At 69.4% G+C, this 20,916-nt stretch carries 22 protein-coding genes; 8 read left to right on the forward strand and 14 right to left on the reverse strand.

Annotation, left to right across the window (positions count from 1 at the left end; translation table 11 throughout):
* Positions 1 to 22 precede the first annotated feature (22 nt).
* Positions 23 to 895 carry a DUF3109 family protein gene (locus tag M1L60_RS18415; RefSeq protein ID WP_253238655.1) on the forward strand — a complete coding sequence of 291 codons (873 nt, stop codon included), beginning with the start codon at positions 23 to 25 and terminating at the stop codon, positions 893 to 895.
* Here M1L60_RS18415 and M1L60_RS18420 read toward each other — a convergent pair.
* Together M1L60_RS18420 and M1L60_RS18425 are read right to left on the reverse strand one after the other, a co-directional pair.
* On the reverse strand, positions 892 to 1,575 hold the full coding sequence (locus M1L60_RS18420; protein ID WP_097317745.1) for a response regulator: 684 nt from the start codon (positions 1,573 to 1,575) through the stop codon (positions 892 to 894). The two genes, M1L60_RS18415 and M1L60_RS18420, sit on opposite strands and share 4 nt — an antisense overlap.
* Before the next feature lie 31 nt (positions 1,576 to 1,606).
* On the reverse strand, positions 1,607 to 2,821 hold the full coding sequence (locus M1L60_RS18425; protein ID WP_253238688.1) for a sensor histidine kinase: 1,215 nt from the start codon (positions 2,819 to 2,821) through the stop codon (positions 1,607 to 1,609).
* A gap of 272 nt (positions 2,822 to 3,093) precedes the next feature.
* On the opposite strand from M1L60_RS18425, the gene phoU reads away from it, so the two are divergent.
* Complete coding sequence (gene phoU, locus M1L60_RS18430; RefSeq protein WP_253238656.1) at positions 3,094 to 3,747, forward strand: phosphate signaling complex protein PhoU; 654 nt, start codon at positions 3,094 to 3,096, stop codon at positions 3,745 to 3,747.
* A 66-nt stretch (positions 3,748 to 3,813) separates the two neighbouring features.
* Here the strand turns inward: phoU and M1L60_RS18435 are convergent, their stop codons facing one another.
* Positions 3,814 to 4,569, reverse strand: coding sequence for a phosphoglyceromutase (locus M1L60_RS18435; RefSeq protein ID WP_308208507.1), 756 nt, complete (start codon positions 4,567 to 4,569; stop codon positions 3,814 to 3,816).
* Between the two features lie 107 nt (positions 4,570 to 4,676).
* Here M1L60_RS18435 and M1L60_RS18440 point away from each other — a divergent pair, with 107 nt between their 5' ends.
* Positions 4,677 to 5,969: an MDR family MFS transporter gene (locus tag M1L60_RS18440; protein WP_253238658.1), complete on the forward strand. Its 1,293-nt coding sequence runs from the start codon at positions 4,677 to 4,679 to the stop codon at positions 5,967 to 5,969.
* A gap of 42 nt (positions 5,970 to 6,011) precedes the next feature.
* Positions 6,012 to 7,439 carry an MFS transporter gene (locus tag M1L60_RS18445; protein WP_438862127.1) on the forward strand — a complete coding sequence of 476 codons (1,428 nt, stop codon included), beginning with the start codon at positions 6,012 to 6,014 and terminating at the stop codon, positions 7,437 to 7,439.
* 782 nt (positions 7,440 to 8,221) lie between these two features.
* On the opposite strand, the gene M1L60_RS18450 is transcribed toward M1L60_RS18445, so the two are convergent.
* Positions 8,222 to 8,713 carry a type III secretion system chaperone family protein gene (locus M1L60_RS18450; protein ID WP_253238660.1) on the reverse strand — a complete coding sequence of 164 codons (492 nt, stop codon included), beginning with the start codon at positions 8,711 to 8,713 and terminating at the stop codon, positions 8,222 to 8,224.
* The gene (gene mshA, locus M1L60_RS18455) at positions 8,707 to 9,975 is read right to left on the reverse strand and encodes a D-inositol-3-phosphate glycosyltransferase (RefSeq protein WP_253238661.1); all 1,269 of its coding nucleotides are present in this window, start codon (positions 9,973 to 9,975) and stop codon (positions 8,707 to 8,709) included. The genes M1L60_RS18450 and mshA overlap by 7 nt, the downstream gene beginning before the upstream one ends.
* A gap of 124 nt (positions 9,976 to 10,099) precedes the next feature.
* Here mshA and M1L60_RS18460 point away from each other — a divergent pair, with 124 nt between their 5' ends.
* Both M1L60_RS18460 and M1L60_RS18465 read left to right on the forward strand, forming a co-directional pair.
* Positions 10,100 to 10,855, forward strand: a complete 756-nt coding sequence (locus M1L60_RS18460) for an SDR family oxidoreductase (RefSeq protein WP_253238662.1) — start codon at positions 10,100 to 10,102, stop codon at positions 10,853 to 10,855.
* Between the two features lie 2 nt (positions 10,856 to 10,857).
* The gene (locus M1L60_RS18465) at positions 10,858 to 11,610 is read left to right on the forward strand and encodes a class I SAM-dependent methyltransferase (protein ID WP_253238663.1); all 753 of its coding nucleotides are present in this window, start codon (positions 10,858 to 10,860) and stop codon (positions 11,608 to 11,610) included.
* A 136-nt stretch (positions 11,611 to 11,746) separates the two neighbouring features.
* Here M1L60_RS18465 and M1L60_RS18470 read toward each other — a convergent pair whose 3' ends face one another.
* Positions 11,747 to 12,139 carry a response regulator gene (locus M1L60_RS18470; RefSeq protein WP_253238664.1) on the reverse strand — a complete coding sequence of 131 codons (393 nt, stop codon included), beginning with the start codon at positions 12,137 to 12,139 and terminating at the stop codon, positions 11,747 to 11,749.
* A 311-nt stretch (positions 12,140 to 12,450) separates the two neighbouring features.
* Here M1L60_RS18470 and M1L60_RS18475 point away from each other — a divergent pair, with 311 nt between their 5' ends.
* Together M1L60_RS18475 and M1L60_RS18480 are read left to right on the forward strand one after the other, a co-directional pair.
* The gene (locus M1L60_RS18475; protein ID WP_253238665.1) at positions 12,451 to 12,663 is read left to right on the forward strand and encodes a DUF7455 domain-containing protein; all 213 of its coding nucleotides are present in this window, start codon (positions 12,451 to 12,453) and stop codon (positions 12,661 to 12,663) included.
* A 57-nt stretch (positions 12,664 to 12,720) separates the two neighbouring features.
* The gene (locus M1L60_RS18480; protein WP_253238666.1) at positions 12,721 to 13,614 is read left to right on the forward strand and encodes a sensor histidine kinase; all 894 of its coding nucleotides are present in this window, start codon (positions 12,721 to 12,723) and stop codon (positions 13,612 to 13,614) included.
* A 3-nt stretch (positions 13,615 to 13,617) separates the two neighbouring features.
* Here M1L60_RS18480 and M1L60_RS18485 read toward each other — a convergent pair whose 3' ends face one another.
* The 8 genes from M1L60_RS18485 to M1L60_RS18520 all read right to left on the reverse strand — a co-directional run bounded on the left by M1L60_RS18485 (position 13,618) and on the right by M1L60_RS18520 (position 20,617).
* Positions 13,618 to 14,412, reverse strand: coding sequence for an SRPBCC family protein (locus M1L60_RS18485; RefSeq protein ID WP_253238667.1), 795 nt, complete (start codon positions 14,410 to 14,412; stop codon positions 13,618 to 13,620).
* Between the two features lie 81 nt (positions 14,413 to 14,493).
* Positions 14,494 to 15,237 carry a hydrolase gene (locus M1L60_RS18490; RefSeq protein WP_253238668.1) on the reverse strand — a complete coding sequence of 248 codons (744 nt, stop codon included), beginning with the start codon at positions 15,235 to 15,237 and terminating at the stop codon, positions 14,494 to 14,496.
* A gap of 108 nt (positions 15,238 to 15,345) precedes the next feature.
* Positions 15,346 to 16,905 (reverse strand): methyl-accepting chemotaxis protein, encoded by a 1,560-nt coding sequence (locus M1L60_RS18495; protein ID WP_253238669.1) that lies wholly within the window; start codon positions 16,903 to 16,905, stop codon positions 15,346 to 15,348.
* Between the two features lie 143 nt (positions 16,906 to 17,048).
* Positions 17,049 to 17,291 carry a carbon storage regulator CsrA gene (csrA, locus tag M1L60_RS18500; RefSeq protein ID WP_256516644.1) on the reverse strand — a complete coding sequence of 81 codons (243 nt, stop codon included), beginning with the start codon at positions 17,289 to 17,291 and terminating at the stop codon, positions 17,049 to 17,051.
* An 82-nt stretch (positions 17,292 to 17,373) separates the two neighbouring features.
* Positions 17,374 to 17,811: a flagellar assembly protein FliW gene (gene fliW, locus M1L60_RS18505; protein ID WP_253238670.1), complete on the reverse strand. Its 438-nt coding sequence runs from the start codon at positions 17,809 to 17,811 to the stop codon at positions 17,374 to 17,376.
* Between the two features lie 2 nt (positions 17,812 to 17,813).
* A complete protein-coding gene (locus tag M1L60_RS18510) occupies positions 17,814 to 18,710 on the reverse strand; it encodes a flagellin N-terminal helical domain-containing protein (RefSeq protein ID WP_253238671.1) in 897 nt (298 codons plus the stop codon).
* A 10-nt stretch (positions 18,711 to 18,720) separates the two neighbouring features.
* A complete protein-coding gene (flgK, locus tag M1L60_RS18515) occupies positions 18,721 to 20,130 on the reverse strand; it encodes a flagellar hook-associated protein FlgK (protein WP_253238672.1) in 1,410 nt (469 codons plus the stop codon).
* Position 20,131: 1 nt separating this feature from the next.
* A complete protein-coding gene (locus M1L60_RS18520) occupies positions 20,132 to 20,617 on the reverse strand; it encodes a flagellar protein FlgN (protein ID WP_253238673.1) in 486 nt (161 codons plus the stop codon).
* Positions 20,618 to 20,916 lie beyond the last annotated feature (299 nt).

The raw sequence follows: 20,916 nt of genomic DNA on the forward strand, positions 1-20,916 counted from the left end.
CCGCGCGCGTACGCTGTCGCAGGTGAGCCGCCGTGAACCGATCCGCATCACCCTCGACGCCACGGCTGCCGCCCGCGCGGCCGAGGTCGACCTCGACTTTCCTCGTGAGTGGATCGAGTTCCTCGACCCCGACGACGAGAAGCACCTCGTACGGGCCGATCTGACCTGGCTGCTGTCCCGGTGGACCTGTGTCTTCGGCTCGGCCTGTCACGGCATCGTGGCCGGTCGCGCGCAGGACGGCTGCTGTTCCCACGGCGCGTTCTTCACCGACGCCGACGACGAGAACAGGGTGAAGGCGGCCGCGGCCAAGCTGACCCCCGAGACGTGGCAGCACTACCGCAAGGGCTTCAAGAACTACACCGAGATGGACACCATCGACGGGGCGAAACCGGCCCGGCGTACGGCCGTCCAGTCCGAGGACGGGCCGTGTGTCTTCCTCAACGACGCGAGCTTCTCGGGCGGCGGCGGGTGCGCCCTGCACGCCCAGGCGCTGCGGGACGGCGTACACCCGCTGGTCTACAAGCCGGACGTGTGCTGGCAGTTGCCGGTGCGCCGCGAGCAGGACTGGATCAAGCGGCCGGACGGCACGAAGCTGCTGCAGTCGACGCTGACCGAGTTCGACCGGCGGGGCTGGGGCCCGGGCGGGCACGACCTCGACTGGTGGTGCACGTCGTCGCCCGACGCGCACGTGGGCAGCGACCCGATGTACGTCTCGTACGGGCCGGAGCTGACGGCGCTGATCGGCAAGGGCGCCTACGAGCGGCTGGCCGAACTGTGCGATGCCCGCCTCAAGTCGGGCCTGGTCGCCATGCACCCGGCCACCGTGGCCGCCGCCAAAGCCGCGGCGCCGAAGAAGCGCGGCGGACGTGAGCCCGCCGCACCCCCGAATTCTTAGGGCTCGAACTTGTAGCCGAGGCCACGCACCGTGACGATGTAGCGCGGCGCCGACGGCTCGGGCTCCACCTTGGACCGCAACCGCTTGACGTGCACGTCCAAAGTCTTGGTGTCGCCCACGTAGTCGGCGCCCCAGACCCGGTCGATCAGCTGGCCGCGGGTCAGCACCCGGCCGGCGTTGCGCAGCAGCAGTTCGAGCAGCTCGAACTCTTTGAGCGGCAGCTGCACGCCGGAGCCGTCGACGGTGACGACGTGACGCTCGACATCCATCCGGACCGGGCCGGCGGCCAGCGTCGGCGTCGAGACCTCGGCCGCCTCAGTACCCTGGCGGCGCAGCACGGCGCGGATGCGGGCGACCAGTTCGCGCGGCGAGTACGGCTTGGTGACGTAGTCGTCGGCGCCGATCTCGAGCCCGACGACCTTGTCGATCTCGCTGTCGCGGGCGGTCACCATGATGATCGGAACGGCGGAGCGCTGCCGCAGCTGGCGGCAGACCTCGGTGCCGGACATCTCGGGAAGCATGAGGTCGAGCAGCACGATGTCGGCACCGGTCCGGTCGAACTGCGTCAGCGCCGAGGTCCCGGTCGGGGCGACCGACACCTCGAAGCCCTCCTTGCGCAGCATGTACGACAGGGCGTCGGAGAACGACTCCTCATCCTCGACCACGAGCACGCGGGCCAATGTGGTTCCTTCCATCTTCCGGCTGCCGGGACTAGCGTCCGGCCGCACCGGACTCGATCTCAATTGCCGTCGGTAACGGCAAGGGGGCTTCGGGGGGTCGCGCCGGTAGGCGCAAGGTGAACGTCGAACCGTCGCCCAGGGTGCTGGTCACGTCGACCCGGCCCCCGTGATTCGTTGCGATGTGTTTGACGATGGCCAAGCCGAGCCCTGTTCCCCCGGTGGACCGGGAGCGGGCCTGGTCAGCACGGTAGAACCGCTCGAAGATGCGGTCGACGTCGTGCGGGGCGATGCCGATGCCCTGGTCGGCCACGTCGATCTCGACCCAGTCGTCGCCGTGGCGCAGGGTGAGCTCGACCTTGGTGTCGTCGCCCGAGTAGGCGATCGCGTTCTCGACCAGGTTGGTCACCGCGGTGGCGATCTGGCTGTCGCTGCCGAAGACGACGGCGCCCTTGGGCCCGCTGTAGACGACCTCGATGCCCTTGGCCGAGGCCGTGGTGCGGGTGCGGTCGATGACCTCGGCGATCACCCAGTCGAGCGGGACCGGCTCGGGGGTCGGCAGCGGCTCGGCGCCCTGCAGGCGGGTCAGCTCGAGCAGCTCGCTGACCAGCCGGCCCATCCGGGCCGACTCGTGGTGGATGCGCTCGGCGAACCGGCGCGCGGCCAGCAGGTCTTCCGACTGTTCGAGGTCGGGGTCGGTGGCCTGCAGCTCGGTCGCGTCGAGCAGCGCCTCGGCCAGCAGCTGGAGCGCGCCGATCGGGGTCTTGAGCTCGTGGCTCACGTTGGCCACGAAGTCGCGGCGGACCCGGGCCAGCCGGTGCGACTCGGTGACGTCGGCCGCCTCGATGGCCACATGCGTCGCGTTGAGCGCCACGGCCCGCAGGTGCAGACCCAGCGGCGCGGCGGCTGCGCCGGCCCGGCCGCGCGGCAGGTCGAGCTCGACCTCGCGGCGGACACCGGTGCGGCGGACCTGGCCGGCCAGCGTACGAAGAATGGGGTGAGCGGCGATCGTGCCGGGCGCCCCGCCGGACCGCAGCAGGCCCATCGCCCGAGCGGCCGGGTTGACCAGCACCGGGTGATCCTCGGCGTCGAGCACCACCACACCGACGCGCAGCGAATCGAGGCTCTTGCGGCCCAGCCCCTTCATGCCGTGCTTACCGGCGTGCTGGTCTTCGGCGTCGGTGTCGATGGCGCGTCCCCCCTTGTGCTGGTCACCGCTCGACAGCTCCGGCGACTTGCGACCCCGCATGATCAGCGCCCCGACAGCGGCGCCGACAACAAGCGCGAGCACTATCAGAGGGATGCCATAGGCCAGGTCCACGCTGCGATCGTAGGGTCATTGTTTACCTGGCTACTAGCATCAGCCGGACAAATCGGGCGCGCGTCGAATAATGTTCACCACTGCGTCCGGCGTCGTTCATCGCCGTTCACGCGACCGCCGCCGGGCCCGCATAGTTTGAAGGCCAACCACGGTCGTGCCCTGTCCAACGGGACGGCCCCACCGAACCCCGGGACGAGGACATGCGCGAGGAGTTCCAAGCCGATCTCAACGAGGTCAGCCGCCTGATGGTCACCATGGCGGAGGCCGTACGAGAGGCGATGCGCAAGGCGACCAAGGCCCTGCTCACCGCCGACCTCAATGCGGCCGAGGCCGTCATCGAGCGCGACCACGAGGTCGACGAGCTCAACAGCCAGGTCGAGGCCAAGGTGGCCGACACCATCGCCCGCCAGGCCCCGGTCGCCTCCGACCTGCGGATGGTCATCACGGCCCTGCACATCTCGGCCGATCTCGAGCGGATGGGCGACCTGGCCGAGCACGTGGCCAAGACGGCCAAGCGGCGGCACCCGTCACCGGCCGTGCCGGCCGAGCTGCGTCCGGTCTTCCAGGGCATGGCCGAGGTGGCCGACCAGATGGCCGAGAGCATCGCCAACCTGCTGGCCAAGCCCGACGCCGAGCTGGCGGCGAAGCTCGAGCACCAGGACGACGAGATCGACGAGCTGGAGCGCAAGCTCTTCAAGATCATGCTGGACGACGACTGGCCGTACGGCGCGGAGACCGCGATCGACGGCGCGCTGCTGGGCCGCTTCTACGAGCGGTACGCCGACCACGCCGTCAACGTGGGCGAGCAGCTGGTGTACCTGATCACCGGAGAGCCGGTGGCCGACCAGGGCTGAGCTGGCTCGCCAGGTCGGGGCTGAGAGCCGGGACGCCACGGGGGCGTCCCGGCTCTCGCTTTTGTTCTAGCGACCCTGGTTGGCGACGGCGGCGGCCGCTTCCTTGGCGGCCTCGGGGTCGAGGTACTCGCCGCCCGGCTTGAGCGGGCGCAGGTCGTCGTCGAGGTCGTAGCGCAGCGGGATGCCGGTCGGGATGTTCAGCTTCGAGATCGCCTCGTCGGAGATGCTGTCGAGGTGCTTCACGAAGGCCCGCAGCGAGTTGCCGTGGGCGGCGACCAGCACCGTCTTCCCGGCCCGCAGGTCCGGCACGATCTCGTCGTACCAGTAGGGCAGGGCCCGCACCAGCACGTCCTTGAGGCACTCGGCCTTCGGCTTGGCCTCGGACGGCAGGAAGGCGTACCGCGGGTCGTCGAACTGGGAGTACTCGGAGCCGGCCTCGATCGGGGGCGGCGGGACGTCGTAGGAACGCCGCCAGAGCATGAACTGCTCCTCGCCGTACTGCTCGAGGGTCTGCTTCTTGTCCTTGCCCTGCAGGGCGCCGTAGTGGCGCTCGTTGAGCCGCCACGACCGCTTCACCGGGATCCAGTGCCGGTCGGCGATGTGCAGGGCGATCTCGCTGGTCCGGATCGCGCGGCGCAGGACGCTGGTGTGCACCACGTCCGGCAGCACGCCGCTCTCCTTCAGCAGTTCGCCGCCGCGGCGGGCCTCGGCCTCACCCTTGGCGTCGAGGTCGACGTCGACCCAGCCGGTGAAGAGGTTCTTGGCGTTCCACTCGCTGTTGCCGTGCCGCAGCAGCACCAAAGTCCCAGTCATGCCCTCCATCCTGCCGCAACGACCTGAACAGCAAGCGGCGACCCCATTGAAACCCGCTTGCGCCACGTCCTAAGTTGTAAGGGAAGGAAGCGTGATCACTCATTACGGGGGACAGGGTGCGGAGTTGGTTCGACCAGGCCGTGGGCGGCCTGCCGCGGCAGTTCTGGCTGCTCTGGACCGGCACATTGATCAACCGCCTCGGCTCGTTCGTGGTGATCTTCCTGGCCATTTATCTGACCAGCGAGCGGCACTTCACGCAGAGCCAGGCCGGCCTGGTCATCGGCCTCTACGGCGTCGGCGGCGCGCTCGGCACCACGGTCGGCGGCGTGCTGGCCGACCGCTGGGGCCGCAAACCCACGATGCTGACGGCCCAGTTCGGGGCGGCGGCGCTGATGCTCGCGCTCGGCCTGGCCGAGAGCTACGGACAGATCCTGGCCGCCACGTTCCTGCTCGGCCTGTTCAGCGAGGCGGTGCGGCCGGCCTTCTCGGCGATGATGGTCGACGTCGTGCCCGACCGCGACCGGGTGCGGGCCTTCTCGCTCAACTACTGGGCCATCAACCTCGGCTTCGCTCTGGCCGCCGTCGGGGCCGGCCTCGCCGCCAAGGTCGACTACCTGCTGCTCTTCGTGGTCGACGCGGGCACCACCCTGGCCACCGCCCTGATCTGCCTGATCTTCGTCAAAGAGACCCACCCTTCCCGTACGGCGTCCCGGATGCCCCGGGCACAGGCCGGCGGCATGATCACCGTGCTCCGTGACCGCGTCTTCGTCACGTACCTGCTGATCTCGGTCGGCGGCATCGTCGTCATGATGCAGCACCTGTCGACGCTGCCGATCGCCATGACCTCCGAGGGCTTGTCGGCCGCGACGTACGGCTGGGTGATCGCGGTCAACGGCGTGCTCATCGTCGTCGGCCAGCTGTTCATCCCCAAACTGATCGACCAGCGCGACCCCGCGCGGGTGCTGGCCCTGGGCTCCCTGATCATCGGCGTCGGCTTCGGGCTCAACGCGCTGGCCCACACGTCCTGGTTCTTCGCGCTGAGCGTGATCATCTGGACGCTGGGCGAGATGATCCAGTCACCCAGCAACGCGACGACCGTGGCCGCGCTCTCCCCGGCCGCGCTGCGGGGTCGCTATCAGGGGCTGAACTCGCTGTCGTGGTCGGCCGGAACGGCCCTGGCCCCGATCGCCGGCGGCTTCACTCAGCAGCACCTGGGCAACACGGCTCTGTGGATCGGGTGTTTCCTGGTGTGCGCGCTGGTCGCCATGGGCCACCTGTTGGCCGGACCGAGTCGTCGGCGACGCATCTCTACTCTGAGCAGCGCTCCGGCCCTCCCCGAGCCCATCGCCGACGTTCCCGCCATCGCCGAGCCGGTGGCCGACCCGCCCGCGAAGCTCCCCACGCGCTAGTCTCGCCACTGTCAAGAAGGTTGCCAATAGGGAGTGCGGCCCGTGCGGGCATGGCTGCGTGACACGGCCGGCGGCCTCTCCGCCACGTACTGGTACCTCTGGACCGGCTTGCTGATCAACAAGGTCGGCGGCTTCGCGGTCCTGTTCCTGTCGCTGTACCTGACCTCCCAGCGTGGCGCCGGCACGGCCCAGGCCGGCCTGATCGTCGGTACGTACGGCATCGGCGGGCTGATCGGCACGTTGGCCGGCGGCGTCCTCACCGACCGCTGGGGACGGCGGCGCACGCTGTTGGTTTCGCATTTCGCCACGGTTGCTGCTCTGGTGGCGTTGGCTTTCAGTGCGCAGTTGGCGTTGATCGCTGTGCTGTGTGCGCTGCTCGGGGTGGCCCAGTCGATGGCTGCGCCGGCCTTCGTCGCCGCGATCATCGACGTCACTCCGGCTGAGAAGCGGTCGCGGGCCTTCAACTTGCAGTTCTGGGCGCTGAATCTGGGTCTGGCCGGAGCGTCGCTGCTGGCCGGCCTGCTCGCCCAATGGAGCTACCAGGGCCTGTTCCTGATCGACGCCGCCTGCACACTGGCCACGGGCTTGCTGATAGCCCGCAAAGTCCCCGAAACGCTGCGGCGGACCACGGCCCTCGCATCGGACTCCTCCGCCTCCGCTCCCAGCTCGGCCGCTGCACCTGCTTCTCCCGCCGCCCCCGCCGGCGTTCCGGCCGACGCTGCCTCTACCGGCGCTTCCGCCGCTGCCTTTACCGGCGCTTCCGCTGCTGCCCCTGTCGGCGCTTCCGCTGCCTCTGTCGGCGCTTCCGCTGCTGCCCCTGTCGGCGCTTCCCAGTCGGCGTCTCGCAGGCCGGGCGGGCTCGGGACGGTGCTGACCGACCGGATCTTCCTGGTCTTCGTCGGGCTGACCCTGCTGCAGGCCCTGATCTACACACAGGCGAGCACGATCGTGCCCCTGGCCATGCAGGCGGACGGTTTGAGCCCGGCCGCCTACGGCTCAGTGGTCGCCCTCGGGGGCGCGATGATCGTGCTGGGCCAACTCTTCGTCCCCCGCCTGATCGACGGCCGCCGCAAGGCCCGCGTACTGGCCCTGGCCCTGCTCCTCAACGGCGCCGGCTTCACGGTCCTGGCCGCAGCCGACCACGCGGCCCTCTACCTGACGGCAGCCGTGATCTGGACGCTCGGCAGCATGCTGGCCGCACCCCCCAACGCCGAGATCAACTCCGAACTGGCCCCGCTGGCCCTGCGTGGCCGCTACCAGGCAGTGTTCTTCTTGACGTTCCCCGCCGCATCGTTCCTGGCCCCGACACTGGGCGGAGCCGGCCTGCAATACCTCGGCAACGCGCACTGGTTCGCAGTCGGCGCCGTGGGCGCAGTCGCCGCCGCCCTGCACCTCCTGGCAGGCCCCCCGCGAGAGCGCCGGGCGGCCGCGATCCGTTCCGAAACTTCAGCCACCGCCGACGTGCGCTGACATCAGCACCCCGATCCCGGCCTCAAGGCCGCTGATCTTCCGGGGTGCCACCGCCTCCCCCGCCCGCCCTTGGGAAGAGGTGGTGACAGTACGCGACGTCAAATCGGGTCCGGGTCTTATCCACAGGGCGTCTGGTCACGCCCGCTCAGCAGCAGGTCGTGCGCCCCGGTCAGCTGACGAGAAGCTGCGCAGGCAACGTCTGCTCGTCCACAGGCCCAAGGCGTCCACAGATCGGCACGACCGGACGGCACCAGGCAACAAAAAAAAAGACGACCCGTGGGTCGTCCGTTGGCACCGGCGGCGGCGGACGACGCCCATCCCCATAGGCGTCGCCCGCACTAACCGCCGGTCTCGGGTCGCGCCGTCCCCCAACGGCATATGCCACCCGTCCCCAAACGCCGGCCGCGGCGATCGTTGCCGATCAACCAGTTCCCCGAACTAACGGTCCGACGTCCATTGATTACGCTAGTTGGGGCAGTCAAGGCAGACAAGCCAACTGGCTGTCCGCCATCTGTCTGCACCATCACAGTCACCCACTATTGGCCGATCGGCGGATGACCTGTCCCACATTTGGGGCGGACAAAAGCGGCAGTCCGGACTTTCGCCATTCGTCGGGGTGGTCGAGCTGGAAGTCGGCGCTCCTGGTAGATGAAGCGGCCCAGCTGCCACTACCGGCCGACGTCGTCGCCGGACGGGCGGAGGCAGCGGCGGACTTCACCTTTTGTTCATCGGCAATTTCCGATCACCGGAGAGCTACCCCGGGGGAGGAAGCGCCGATACGGCTAAGAGGACGAATCCTCCGTCGGGGCGAGGTGTTTGAACGCCTGCAGATTGGCCACCGACTCGCCCCGCTTCACGCGCCATTCCCACTCGCGCGTGATGGACGAACCGAAGCCGATCTCGAGCATCGTGTCGAACGACTCGTCGGCGTACGTCAGCACGACGCCCAGCAGCCGGTCGAGCTCGTCCTCGTCGAGGCCGCTCAGCGACACCCGCCCGGTCAGGTACACGTCCCCGGCCGCATCGATCGAGAACGACACCCCGTACATGCGGGCGTTGCGCCTCAACAGCCACGCCCACAGTTCCTCGTGCCGTTCGTCGGGGCGGCGCATCACGAACGCCTCGATGCGCAGCGCGTGCTCGCCGACGATCAGGTTGCACGCCGTCTTGAGCTTGTGGGTGCCGGGCAGCGTCACCACGTACGCGCCGGGACCGGTGGACTCCCATTCGAGTTCACGGTCGGTGAGCGCCTTCTCGATCAGGTCGGTCACCATACGTACGTCTCCAGGCGCTTCGCGATCAACGCGCGGTGCTCGGTCACCGCCTCACGGTAGACCTGCACCAGATTTTCGGCAGTGCGGTCCCACGAGAAGTCGGCGGCGTGCGCGACCGCGCCGGCCGACAGCTCGCGCCGCAAGGACGGTGAGGCGAGCAGGTCGTCGAGCACCCGCGCCCACTCCTCAGCGTCGTGGCCGTCGACCAGAACCCCGCTCAACCCGTCCCGTACGGCCGTCACGAGCCCGCCCACGGCGGCCGCCACCACCGGCGTACCGCAAGCTTGGGCCTCCAGAGCGACCAACCCGAACGACTCGTTGTAGGAGGGGACGGCGACCAGGTCGGCACTGCGGTACAGCGCGGCCAGCCCGGCCCCGTCCTGCGGCGGCAGGAAGACCACGGAGTCGCTGACCCCGAGCGATTCGGCCAGCTCGATGAGCGCGGACGGCCGCTCGAGCCCGGAGCCACTCGGCCCGCCACAGATGACCAGCATGGTGTCCGGTTCGCGCATCCGGGCCAGGGCCGAGATCAGCACATCGGGCGCCTTGAGCGGCTGGATCCGGCCGACGAAGGCGATGACCTTGCCCCGCTCGGGCAGGCCGAATCGGGAACGGTCGCGAACACCGGGGCGGAACCGCTCGAGGTCGACGCCGGGCTGGACGACGGTGACCCTGTCCGGGGCGGCGTCGTAGTAGGCAACCAGATCTTGCGCCTCGAAGCGGGTGTTGGCGACCAGCCGGTCGGACTCGGCGATCACCTGTTCCTCGCCGATCACCCGGGCCTTGGGCTCGGGCCGGTCACCGGCCGCGATCAGCCTGTTCTTGACCTTGGCCAGCGTGTGCGCGGTGTGCACGTGAGGCACGCCCCAGCGCTCCCGGGCCAGCCAGCCGACCTGGCCCGAGAGCCAGTAGTGCGAGTGGATCAGGTCGTAGCGGCCCGGCGGGTGCGCCGCCTCGGCCCGCAGCACGCCGTTGGTGAAGGCGCACAGCTGAGCCGGCAGCTCTTCCTTGGAGAGGCCCTCGAACGGCCCGGAGGTCACGTGCCGGACGGTCACCCCGGGGGCCATCTCGACCCGCGGGGGCAGGTCGCTGCGGGTGGACCGGGTGAAGATCTCGACCTCGACGCCGAGGCGGGCGAGCCGCTTGCTGACCTCGACGATGTACACGTTCATGCCGCCGGCGTCGCCGGTGCCCGGCTGCTCGAGCGGGGACGTGTGAACCGAGAGGGTGGCGATGCGCCGGGGGGTCGGCCATTCTGCCACGGTGGTTCCTCCTGGACTCCTGACATGGGGATTGTTGCGCTGTCATTAATCTTCCCCGCCCAGGTGCTCCGAACCACAATCCCGTCACCCGGGGGTGACTCATCTCATCGGGAAGGATGGGGTCATGCAGAACATCGCTGTGGTCACGGGTGCGTCGAGCGGCATCGGGGCGGCGACCGCCCGCCGGCTCGCCACCGAGGGGTTCCATGTCGTGGCGGCGGCCCGGCGCACCGACCGGCTGGCCGAGCTGACGAAAGAGATCGGCCCGGCCGCGACCGCGGTCGAGTGCGACGTCACGTCCGACGAGTCGGTGGCGGCCCTGGCGGCGGCGGTGACCGCGCTCGGCGGGCCGGTGACGTTGCTGGTCAACAACGCGGGCGGGGCGGTCGGCCTCGATCCGGTCGAGTCCGGCTCGGCCGCCGACTGGCAGGCGATGTACGACGTGAACGTGCTCGGCACCCTGCGGGTCACCCAGGCCCTGCTGCCGACCCTGGTGGCGAGCGGGAACGGGACGATCGTGACGGTCGGTTCGACCGCGGGCTTCACCGTGTACGAGGGCGGCGGCGGTTACACGGCGGCCAAGCACGCCCAGAACGCCCTGGTCGGCACCCTGCGGCTCGAGTTGTCGGGTAAGCCCGTACGCGTCGTCGAGGTCGACCCGGGCATGGTGCGCACCGACGAGTTCTCGCTCAAGCGCTTCGGCGGCGACCAGACCAAGGCCGACGCGATCTACGACGGGGTGCGAGAGCCGCTGGTGGCCGACGACATCGCCGACATCATCGCGTTCGCCGCGACCCGGCCGCACCACGTCAACCTCGACCGGATCGTGGTGCGCCCGATCGCGCAGGCCGCCCAGCACAAGGTCTACCGGGAGAAGTAGGCGTGCGGCCGGTCGGCGCCATCACCCGGGGGACGACCAATCCCAACCGGCTGCGCCGCGTCGACAACTACATCGCGTACCGGTGTGGTGATCTGCTGCGGCGGGCCGGGGCCCCGGTCGTGGTCGATCTCGGCTACGGCGCCACTCCGGTCACCGCGGTCGAGTTGCGGGCCCGGCTGGCCGCGGCCGTGCGCCCGGATGTCACGGTCGTCGGTCTCGAGATCGATCCCGTACGGGTCTCGGCCGCCCAGCCCCACGCCGACCCCCCGCGCCTGGAGTTCCGGCGGGGTGGTTTCGAGCTGGCCGGCCTGCGCCCGGCGGTGGTGCGCGCGTTCAACGTGCTCCGCCAGTATGCCGAGGACGAGGTGGCCGCGGCCTGGACGGCGATGACCGCGACCGGCGCCGTGCTGGTCGAGGGCACCTGCGACGAGCTGGGCCGGATAGCGACGTGGACGGTGGTCGAGGGCGGGGCACCGAGCACACTGACGTTTTCCGCCCGGTTGTCCGATCTGGACCATCCGGCGACGTTCGCCGAGCGGCTGCCCAAGGCCCTGATCCACCACAACGTGCCGGGCGAGCCGGTGCACGAGCTGCTGAAGGCGCTGGGCCGCGCGTGGGAGACCGAGGCGACCCCGTTCGGGCCGCGGCAACGCTGGCTGGCCACCGCCCGGCGGATGCGCGACGAGGGCTGGCCGGTGCTCGACGGCCCGGCCCGCTGGAAGCTGGGCGAACTGACGCTGCCCTGGCCTGATTGAAGAAGTCGAGGCCGGGCCGGTCCTCCGCAGCGGACCGGCCCGGCCCCCAGGGGGGCGAGTAACGTCTGCCACCCAGATTCCCGGGTGACAGGTGCCGTGCGGGTGATCGGTCAGGTGCGGGTCGGGAGCCTCGGAGTCAGTCGCCGAGCACCGAGCGCAGCGTCTGAACGAGCAGTTCGCTGCTGAACGGCTTCTTCACCAGCAGCGCGTCCTCGCCGATGAGGCCGTCGGCCACGGCGATCTCCTTGGGCAGCCCCGAGATGTAGACCACGCTCATCTCGGGCCGCAGCTGGGTCGCCGACCGGGACAGCTCGCCGCCCGAGACGCCGGGCAGCCCGAGGTCGGTGACCAGGATGTCGATGTCGCCCGGATGCTCCCGGCAGGCGGTGATGGCCTGTTGCGAGTCGCCGGCGATCAGGGTGGCGAAGCCGCGGCGCTCGAGCATCCGGCGCATGATGTCGCGTAGGTCCTCTTCGTCGTCGACGACCAGGACCGTGGGCCGGGTCTCGGGTGCGGGCGCCTGCGACATGGATCCTCCCGGTGTGATGTCACATTCCGTGCCGGTTCGCGCTCTCACGCTAACCGCAGGAGGTTGCACGGTCCGGCCTTTGCCCATCCCGGGCCGGGGAGCGTTGCCGGTCGCCCAGATCACCCGTTGGAATACGCATGCTCGCAACTGGTTGAGGGAAGGTGTGGAGTGGCCCGGTTGCACCTGGGTTGCAACGCCTCCAGGGCCGTAGGAGTGCCCTGGAAGATCGAAGAGAACAGCTAAAGCGGTGTGGCGCGGAGCCGATCAACACGGAGTACCGCTACACACCGCCACTGAGCAAGGAGTGCGATATGTCCAGCCTGCTGTCGCCCGAGATCACCACCGTTGCCGCGATGACCGAGCGTTGCGACCGTTGCAGCGCCGCCGCCAAGCTGGTGGTCACGCTGACCAGCGGTGGCGAGCTGGCGTTCTGCGGCCACCACGCCAACCGGCACAGCGAGGACATCCTGCGGGTCGGCGAGCGCATCGCCCTCGAGGACGGTTTCGAGTGGGCCGGAAAGTGACCGCTTGACACGCTTGCGTCGCGTTATGCTCGTTTCCTCAGTTATTGAGGGGATTACGTGCAGCATGCGGCGCGTGATCTGGGCAGACTTCCCTGGCTGATCGCCGGGGGCACCGGAGCCGCGATCACCCTGGGTATCGCGGTCCTGCTCAGATCACTCCGAGGTGATCCGCCGGACGGCCCTTCCGCCGTTCCGGCGGCTGCTCTCGTTCCGGCCGGGCCGGCGCTGGATGCCGCCCGCGACGAAGCCGCCCGACTGCGGGCGGAAGCCGCCCAACTGCGCACCGCGCACGCGAATCTCGAGGCGGCGCTGACCTTCAAGAACGACCTCACGTCGATGCTGACGCACGACGTCGCGCAGCCCATCAGCTCGATCGCCAGCCTGGCCGAACTGTTGCGCTCGGACTGGGACGACCTGCCCGAGGACCTGCGACTCGAACTGGCCACGAAGATCGACAAGAACACGCAGCGCCTGATCAAGATGATGAACGATCTTCAGCTGCTGTTCCGGCTGGACACCGGCTCGGTCACGGCGCGGCGGAATCCCGTACCCCTGAAGGAGATCGCCGAGGCGGTCGCGCCCGGGGAGATCGACGTCGAGATCGGTGACGAATCGGTGCTGGCCGACCGCGGCCATGTGCAGGTGGTGCTGCAAAATCTGGTCAACAACGCTTTGGCGTACGGCGGGAAGCCCGTGATCGTCAGCGCGGCCCGGCACGGCGAGCAGGTCGAGGTGGTCGTGCGCGACCACGGGCCCGGCATCGCCGAGGACCTGTTGCCGACGCTGTTCGGCCGCTTCGCCCGCGGCGCCGGCCTGGGGCTGTTCATCGTCCGCCACCTGGTCGAGGCCAACGGCGGGACGATCCGCTACGAGCACGCCGTCCCGCGGGGCGCCCGTCTGGTCGTGACCCTGGAAGCGGCCGGCCCGATGCCGAGCCGGCCGCCCTGGTGACTGCTACAGATCGTGGGCGCTGCCGCGGTCCTCTTCGTTGATCATGCCGTCGCCCCAGGCGTCGCGGCCCGTGGTGCGACCACCCATCTTGGCGCTGGCCCCGGCGGCCGGGCCGCCGCTGATCGGTCCGGTGGCGGCGACGCGGCGACCGGGGGCGAGCACGTCGTCGAGGTCGTGCGCGCTGCGGATGCCGGGGGCGCTGGTGATGTCGACGTTGGTCGCCATCGTGGACGCGGTCATCCCGTGGTACGGCAGGTCGACCCGGCTGGCGTTGCTGTGCTCGCCCGCGCTGGTCCCCCAGCCGGCGCCGGGGTGGGCGCGGTTGCGGGCCCGGGCGGCGACCGCGGCCGGGCTCGGCACCGGCGGGGCCGGCTTCTTGGTGCTGACGCCGCTCTCGACCAGGCCCTTGAAGGCGGTCAGGTCGGCCTTCAGGCGCTTGTTGAGGGAGGCCTGGCCGTGCCGGTCGTTCGGCATGAGGAAGGCGATGTCGGCCTCGAGCTGGGCGACCACCTGGGTCTTGGTCTCGCCCATGGGCCGCAGCGTGATGGTCTCGGCCAGCAGCGGCCCGTCGGTGCAGGTCCAGGCGACCCGCTCGTCCATCGAGCGCTCGGTGAACTGGGCGTCGAACTCGCGGCGCTTGCCCTCGACGTCCATGATCCAGTGGGTGCGGTCGTTGCCGATCGAGGTGACCTGCTGGACGCCGCTCATGAACTGTGGGTAGTTCTCGAACGCGGCGAGTTGCTCGTACACCGTGTGTACCGGTGCACTGACCTCGATGGCCTGCTGAACCATACTCATCGCTTCTCTCCCATGCCTGCGCGTGGTGACTTCGGCATGACTGAGAGTACGGAGGCGACTACGAGCAGCGTCCCGTTTCGCTCAGACCCGGCGGACGTACTGCCACTGGCCGACCTCGGTCGCGTACCGGGCGTCACTCGCGGGGACCAGGATCACCCCCGCCGCACGCAGCTGGGCCAGAACCCGGGGCGAGGGTGACCGCCAGGCCTCGCTGACCTCGACCACGGTGCCGGTCTCGCGGCAGGCGGCGGCCAGGGCGTGGACCAGGTCGGCCGACAGCACGGCGTCGTCCAGGCCGGCCTCGGCGAGCAGGCTGAGCGGGCGGGCGAGCTGGGTCGGCGCGTAGCGCGAGGCTCGGTCGAGGCCCCGCGCGGTCGCGGTCACCAGCGTCTCGGCGACCTGGCCGGCGGTGAGCGCGCCGGCGGTCAGCATCGCCCGCACCTCGCGCGGACCGGCCGGACCGGCGGGCAGCGGCAGGGCGGACACGGCGACCGAGAGGATCTCGAGGTGACCCAGGTCGGGCGGCAGGGCGAGCCAGCCGTCCGGGCGGACGACCTCGACCTCGGCCGCGATGCGCAGGCGCATCTCCGTACGCCGCCGGGCCCGGCGCACCGAGTCGGCGTAGGCGCCGAGCCAGGTGGAGTCCGGGCCGACCTGGTCGGCGAACGTGACGGCGGCGAGCCCGGCCCGGTCCGCGGCCGAGACGACCACACCGACCGCGTCACGCCCGGCCGAGAAGCCGGTGTGCACGTGGGCATCGGTGGACAGATCCAGTGCGTCGACGGTGGCGACCGCACCGATGACTGATTCCCGCTCCGCGCTCACTGTCTCTCCCCGCCTGATGCCCGACGGGCTCCTCCCGTCTGACCACGAGCATGGGGTCGCGGTGTTGTCAGCCCTGGTTACGGGCCGGTGCAGATCGGGTGCGCGGGCTCACAGCCGGAAGGCGCTGACCAGGCTGCGCAGCTCGTCGGCGGTGTGGGCCACGCCGTCGGAGGCCGTGCGGGTCTGCTCGACGCCGCGGACGGCCTCGGCGCTGGCCGACGAGACGTCCGAGATGTTGGTGGCGATGCGGGCCGAGCCGTTGGCCACCTCGGCGATGCTGCGGCTCATCTCCCCGGTCGTCGCGGTCTGTTGCTCGACGGCGGAGGCGATGGTGGTCTGGAAGTCGTTGATCTGGCCGATGACCTCGCTGATGCGGGAGATGACCTCGACCGCGCCGCCGGTGTCCTGCTGGATGGCGGCGACGCGGGTGCCGATGTCCTCGGTGGCGCGGGCGGTCTCCTGGGCCAGGTCCTTGACCTCGCTGGCGACCACGGCGAAGCCCTTACCGGCCTCACCGGCGCGGGCAGCCTCGATGGTGGCGTTCAGCGCGAGCAGGTTGGTCTGCTCGGCGATCGAGGTGATCAGCTTGATGACGTTGCCGATCTCGGCCGAGGAGTCGCCGAGCTGACGGACGGTCTCGGTGGCCCGGGCGGCCTCGGACACGGCCACCGACGCGATCTGGGCCGATTCGCTGGTGTTGCGCGAGATCTCGCGGATGGCCAGTCCCATCTCCTCGGCGCCGGCCGCCACCGTCTGCACGTTGCGCGAGATCTCGTCGGCCTCGGTGGCCGCCGACGCGGACTGCCGGTCGGTGCGCTGGGCCGCCTCGGCGATCTGGGCCGCGACCGAGGACAACTCGCCGGCCGCGCCGGCCAGGGCGTCGGCGTCCCGCCCGATCGTGGTCAGCGAACCGCGGATCGACTCCAGCGCGCCGTCGAGCCCGGCCGCCATCCGGCCCAGCTCGTCGCGGCTCGTGATGCCGCTGCGGTTGGTCAGGTCGCCCCGGGCCAGCGCGTCGATGACGGCGCCGAGCTGGCGCACCGGCACCAGGATCGAGCGGGCCAGCGGGACGGCCAGGCCGATCAGCAGAGCCAGACCGGCCAGCGCGATCACGATCGACGTCGTGCGGGTGCGGCTGACCGTGGTCGCCATGTCGGCCTTCTCGATGTCGACCGCGGCCCCGACCTGGTCGACCAGCCCACCGAGGACGTCGTCGGTCTTGTTGTTACGCTCGGAGATCTCCCCCGTCCGGCCCCGGACCGACGCCGGGTCGTCGGCCGCCGCGGCGACGAATTCGCTGATGAACGTGCCGAAGTCGACGAAGTCGGGCCGGCTCTGGGCGAAGGTCGCGGCCATGTCCTCCGGCAGCCCGGCCGCGACCACGGCGTCGGCCGCCTCGGTGGACGACTGCACGTCGTCGATCACGTCCTGGCTGACGTCCTCGCCCAGGGCGGCCCGGTTGGCGTCCACCTTGAGCTCGCTCTGCCGGGTGTCGAGGTGGTTGAGCGCGGCCAGGCCGGCCTGCAGCTTGGAGACCCGGTCGGCCTGCGCGGCCAGCTGGTTCTGGCTCACCAGCGTGACCGCGGCCAGCGCCCCCAGCATCAGGGCACCCATGAGAACGATCAGGCCGAGCCGTTTGGCAATGCCTAGTTGCGCCAATCGCGACATCGATCCCCCTTGAACGCCGGTACTGGCCCGCAATGCGCGGTTATGAACATTTTTCAGTTCTTCCGGTGCGAGGGGTGTGTTTCCGGCAAATCGGGAAAAGACGAACGCCCCGTCGACCGGCGACGGGGCGTTCGGAACAACCTTCAGTCCGATGTGGTCGGTGGTTGCAGCATCTTGCTGACCGCCCGCACCTCGTCCTGGGTGGGCGAAGCGGCCTCTCGGTTGGATGCTTGCAGCTCCCGGTACACCTCTTCGCGATGCACCTGAACGTCACGCGGAGCCTGAATGCCCAGCCGGATAACGTCGCCGCGCGCCTCGAGCACGGTGATGACGACGGTGTCGCCGATCATCACGCTCTCGCCCGAGCGCCGGGTCAGTACGAGCATCGTCGGTGCCCTCCTCCATCCGTGGACGGACAGCATCGCGAACCGGACGCGGCCACCGGACGGCGACCGCGCCCGCCGGACGTCAGTAGACCGGGTTCATGACCGCGCGGACGGGGAACCCCGAACCGCTCAGCACGACCTGCATGGCCCGCATGGTGTCGCGGTCGACCACGATGGGCGCCATCAGGTTGGCCGTGGTCTCGTTGCTGCCGGCCGTGATGACGGTCAGCAGCAGCAGCCGGTCCGGGTCCTTCGTGTTGAGCGCGGCGAAGACGTCGGCCTCGAGCTCGGGCGCGTAGTCCGGGAAGAAGGGCTCCGGCGGCGCGACGAGGAAGCGCAGGTCGGGGTCCTCAGTGGACGTGAACGCGTAGAGCAGGCCGTCTTCGTTGAGCCGCACCAGGACGAACTCCCGGTGGGCCGGGAAGCCGGGCATGGGAACCGCCATCGTGATGGTCGGCAGGCCCAGCGACGGGTCGATCATGGTGTCCTCAATCGTGCGGGACGCGGTGCGAGTAGTCATGGTCACCTCAGGAAATCGATGAGCGAGGGCTGGATCACCTTGGCCGAGGCGGCCAGGGCGGCCTGATAAGACGTCTGCTGGATCTGCAATTCCATGATCGCCTTGGGCAGGTCGACGTCTTCGATGTCGGACAGCTGCGACGTCACGGAGAGCAAATGGTCATCAGCGGACTGCTTCATCTGCGTAATCCGATTATATCGGGCGCCAACGTCCGAAAGGGTGGACTTTAGTAAATCGTGGGCCGTATCGATGTTGCCCAACGCGGTGTTCAGCGCCGCGTCGTCGTTGTCGCGAAGAGCGTTGGAAATGTCGCTCAGCACCTTGAAGAGCTGAGTGTCGCTTCCTTCCGCACCGAACGCCTCGGCGCCGGTCGTGTCGATCCGGACCTTGGCGTTCGGTCCGACCGTGCGGGTGGTCTGCCCGTCGTTGCCGACGTACTTGCCGGTGTCGTCGTACGCCACCGCGCCCGGGGTGGTCCCGCCGAAAACCGGCCGGCCCAGATACTTGGTGTTGGCCTCGCCGATCATCGACTGGCGGATGTTGTCGATCTCGACGGCGATCGCGTTTCGGGCCGAGGCGTTGTTGGCCGAGCTGAGACCCTGCACGGTCAGATCGCGGGCGCGGATGATCTGCCCCGACGCGTCGCCGAGCTTGTCCTGAATGGTGCCGAGCCAGCCCAGCCCGTCGTCCGCGTTGCGCGCGTTCTGCTGGGTCGCGCGCAGCTCGCCGCGCAGCTGCAACGACGTGACTGTCCCGGTTGGAGAGTCGGAAGGCCGGCTGAGCTGCTTGCCGCTGGAGATCTGTTCCTGCAGCTTCTGACCCTTGGCCATACTGCGGTTGAGGTCGCCCAGCATGCGGTGCCGCATGCTGCTGTCGGTGACCCTGCTGGGAATGGTCATCGAATCCCCCTCATCGGCCGACGAGGCCGGTGCGGTTGATCAACTGGTCCAGCATGGAGTCGATCGTGGTCAGCACCCGGGAGGCGGCCTCGTAACCCCGCTGGAAGGTCAGCAGGTTGGTCATCTCCTCATCGAGGTTGACGCCCGACTCGGCCTCACGCGAAGTGTCGACCTGATCGCGTACGGCGTCCTGGATCTCGCTGCGCCGGGACGAGGCCTGCGACGCCACGCCGAGCTGACCGATCATCTGCTGATACATCGCGTCCGGCCCGCTCTGCGAGGTGCCGAGCGCGGCCAGGTCGTCGGCCTTGTCGTTGTCGATGGCGGCGACCTCGGGCGGCACGGCCTTGGGGTTGCCGGCCGAGAAGGCGACCTTGTTCGGGTCGTCGATGGCCACCTTGAGGTCCCGGGCGGTCGTGCCCGAGAAGAACGCGGTGCCCGGGTCGCCGTTGACGTCGTACGCCGTGGTGGTCAGGTTGTTGACGCTGGTCGCCAGCGACTTGGCCACATCGTCGAGCTGCTTGGTGATGCCCGGAATGATGTTGTTCATCGTGTCGAGCATCGAACCCATCGTGCCGCCGGCCGTGGCGGCCGTGTCGGTGCCCGACCACTTGAGCGCGACCTGGTTGTTCGCGGCCCAGGAGTCGAGGTTGGGCGGCCCGGTCAGCTCCAGCTTACGGGTGGAGAAGTCACTCACCAGCGGCGACGTTCCGACGTAGACGTTGATCGAGCCGTCGTTCTTGGCCAGCGAGGTCGCGCCGACCAGCTCGGACAGCTTCATGACGGCGACGTCCCGCTGGTCCTGCAGCTCGTTCGTCTCGAGGCCGGCGGCCCGGGCCACCACGACCTGGTTGTTCATCTTCGCGATGTTGTCGGCCATCGTGTTGACCTGATCGACGAACGCACTCATCTCGTTGCGATTCGCGCCGAACTGACTCGAGAGCGAGGCCTGGGTGTCGTTCAACGTGATCGCGACCGTCCGGCTCTTCTCGAGCAGCGACGAGCGGGTCGACGGGTCCTGCCAGTTGTTGGCGACGTCGTTCCAGCCGTCCCACATGTCGTGCAGGCGGGCCTGCAGCGCGGTGTCGCTCGGCTCGGCCATCACGCTTTCGATCTGGTCGTAGGTCGCGGCCTGTGACGCCAGATACGCGGAGTTGGCGTGCTCAGTGCGACCCCGCTCCTCCAGGTACGCGTTGCGGCCGCGCTCGACGCCGGCCACGGTCACGCCGTTGCCGACCTGCGTGGTCGTCGCGTAGACACCGGGATTCAGGCTGCCGGTCTGCGACGCCATGCGCACGCGCTGCTTGGTGTAACCCTCGGTGTTCGCGTTGGCGATGTTCTGGCCCGTGACGTCCAGGCCCCGGCGCTGCGCGTAGAGCGAAGTGAGCGCCGTGTTGATCCCGCTGAAGCTACTAGCCATCTCAGATCGCCTCATCCACCAGGCTGGCGCGGCGGATGCCGCCGGATACGGTCTGGCCCTGCGGTCCGTAGGTTTCCACAGTTTCGGCGAACGCGAGCATGGTTTCGCGGGCTGCGCGTTGACCGGCTGTGAGCAGGTCTCGGTTGACGTCGGCGAGCGCGCTGATCTCGGAGGTCAGCAACAGGAACGCCTTGCGGTGCTGGTGCAACAGGTCCTGCCAGGGCGCGGCGGCGGCATCGGCCAGCTCGCCCAGCGAGGCTTCCGGCGGCAGGCCGAGCTCGACCGCGACGTCCTGCGCGTAGGCGGCCCGGATGACCTCGGTCTGCCGGATCTGCTCCAGCACCACCTCGACCTCGCGGGTGGCGTGGCTGAGCCAGCGCGACCGGCCGGCCGCGAGGAGCAACTGCTCCTCCTCGAGCTTGAACAGCAGCATCTCGAGCAGCTCACGTGAACGCCACAGGACGCTGGCCAGGTCGGTCAGACTCACCCTGGTCCTCCGTCTCGCCTTCTGTCGGGCACGCCCTCACGACGAACCCGCTCATTCGGACTCGTCGGCACGTCTGCGACTCCGCTGAGGGATTTCCCCCGATCGGGTGCATTCCGGTTTCATGTGAGATCGGCTCAGGTTTCTGCTAATTCGCCGGAAATGACCGCAGAGATCTCGCACACTGCTCTTGAACCGTCGGCACACGCCGATCGGACTGGCGTAACGCCTACGGCCCCATGGATGGGCCGGCTCCAGACCCCTCTCAAGGAGGAAGCAACCCATGGGTCTCCGCATCAACC

Origin of the sequence: Paractinoplanes aksuensis (assembly GCF_024137025.1) — a bacterium.
Lineage (GTDB): Bacteria > Actinomycetota > Actinomycetes > Mycobacteriales > Micromonosporaceae > Actinoplanes > Actinoplanes aksuensis.